Origin of the sequence: Enterobacter sp. PI-10, from assembly GCF_027947695.1 — a bacterium.
Classification (GTDB): Bacteria; Pseudomonadota; Gammaproteobacteria; order Enterobacterales; family Enterobacteriaceae; genus Enterobacter; species Enterobacter vonholyi.
Genome location: NZ_JAJNOG010000022.1, coordinates 1 through 1,649, shown reverse-complemented (window position 1 = coordinate 1,649; position 1,649 = coordinate 1). Strand labels below are relative to the sequence as shown.

Genomic DNA, 1,649 nt, shown 5'->3' with positions numbered 1-1,649 from the left:
AGGGTTCCGCTTTGCCGGTTGGCGTCCCCGTTCCGTGGCCGTCAGCAACTCCACCGACGGGGTGGCTTAAGTGCAACGGAGCCGCTTTCACTGCTTCCCTGTACCCTAAACTGGCTCAGGCCTACCCGGCTCTCAGACTGCCTGATTTACGCGGGGAGTTTATCCGTGGCTGGGATGACGGGCGTGGGGTTGATGCTGGTCGCGGGCTGCTGTCATTCCAGGAAGGTACTATTGTTTCGGGCTTTGATGACAATGATACGGGGGATATCAGCTCAATCGGGTCAGCCGAATATGGGTTCGGCGATGTAATAACCGCAGCACAATGGGAAAAAATCAAAGGAAAAAAATGGATCGGTAGTCCGGCCAATTCGCAACGTTACGATTGGTGGGCTTATGTTTCAGCCCGCCCCCGTAACGTCGCACTTAACTACATTGTGAGGGCAGCATAATGGCGGAGGCAAAATTAAACAATGAGCTTATTGCTACAGTGACCGGTGATATAACTGTGTTTAACTACGATGGTGAGACGCGCGAATATATTTCCTCCTCGGTTGAATATTTAGCGGAAGGTGTAGGCATTCCAGCCTTATCATGTATTGATGCGCCTGGAGAATCTAAAAAAGGTTTTACCATTTGTCGCACCTCTGACTTAAGCGCATGGGAGTACCTCGCCGATCATCGCGGTAAAACTGTATATAGCACAAAGTCAGGTGAGAAAGTCACGATTTCCCTACCGGGTGATTATCCGAAAGATACGACTACACAAGCCCCTGGAACGCCATATGATAAGTGGAATGGCAGCGAGTGGATAACCGACGCAAAAGCGAAACACTCTGCGGATGTGGAAAAGGCTGAACAGCAGAAAACCGCATTACTGGCTGAAGCGTCTGCAATTATCGCACCATTGGCAGATGCTCAGGCTGGAGGCTACATTGATGATGCAGATATTCCACGTCTGACTGAATGGCAGCGGTACCGTTATAAACTAACTAAGATTGATACCGGCACTGCTCCGAATCTTTACCTTCCACCAAAACCCGAGGTATAGGTCATCCAATATCAGGTGCTTTTGATGTATCAATAATCATCAGCAGCACCTGATATTTTCAGCATTCAGCCAGGAAACGTATTCATTTATTCGTTGCCTATACATCAAATTTAATTTCCATAAGAGTTGGTTCACCTTTTTCATTGACTTCAAGCCGCATTCCCTCAGGTATTTCCCGCATTGTGAAAAACCAGTTATCTTCAGGGAGCTCTATAGCACCAACAGTATCGTGGAAACCATGAATGACCTCCGTCATCGTGATCGGATTAAATAGGCGCATAGTAAACTCTCCACGAAAAACCATTATTTGATGGGGCACCCGTTGCGGCCATTGTGCAACGAGCTTTGAAACCGATATTTGTTGTTAAAGCATCAATGATCATTGATGAATGAGCAAAGTTTGGCGCTGTGCCAGGATCAGCAGAGAGACGTTCGGCAATGCTGATATAGCGGCTTATACCTGGTAGCGCAATTGGGTAATTAACGGTTGCCAGGCCGTTATCAAGGATTACACCATACCCCATAACCTCAATGGCTCCATCCGACCATATTACCCAAGCTCCATTTGCGTTACTTCCTCGACTGGTTACGTATTTAGCTC

At 47.7% G+C, this 1,649-nt stretch carries 3 protein-coding genes and 1 pseudogene; 2 read left to right on the top strand and 2 right to left on the bottom strand.

Going from position 1 to position 1,649, the window contains the following annotated elements; all coding sequences use genetic code 11:
* Both LRM19_RS21145 and LRM19_RS21140 read left to right on the top strand, forming a co-directional pair.
* The coding region (locus tag LRM19_RS21145) for a phage tail protein (RefSeq protein WP_271369773.1) at positions 1-449 on the top strand (449 nt) is incomplete at its 5' end.
* Positions 449-1,048 carry a tail fiber assembly protein gene (locus tag LRM19_RS21140; RefSeq protein ID WP_271369772.1) on the top strand — a complete coding sequence of 200 codons (600 nt, stop codon included), beginning with the start codon at positions 449-451 and terminating at the stop codon, positions 1,046-1,048. The genes LRM19_RS21145 and LRM19_RS21140, both read left to right, overlap by 1 nt.
* A gap of 97 nt (positions 1,049-1,145) precedes the next feature.
* Here the strand turns inward: LRM19_RS21140 and LRM19_RS21135 are convergent, their stop codons facing one another.
* Together LRM19_RS21135 and LRM19_RS21130 are read right to left on the bottom strand one after the other, a co-directional pair.
* Positions 1,146-1,328: a hypothetical protein gene (locus LRM19_RS21135; RefSeq protein WP_271369771.1), complete on the bottom strand. Its 183-nt coding sequence runs from the start codon at positions 1,326-1,328 to the stop codon at positions 1,146-1,148.
* Positions 1,315-1,649: pseudogene (locus LRM19_RS21130) on the bottom strand (phage tail protein); the annotation flags it as partial. The pseudogene LRM19_RS21130 and the gene LRM19_RS21135, both read right to left, overlap by 14 nt.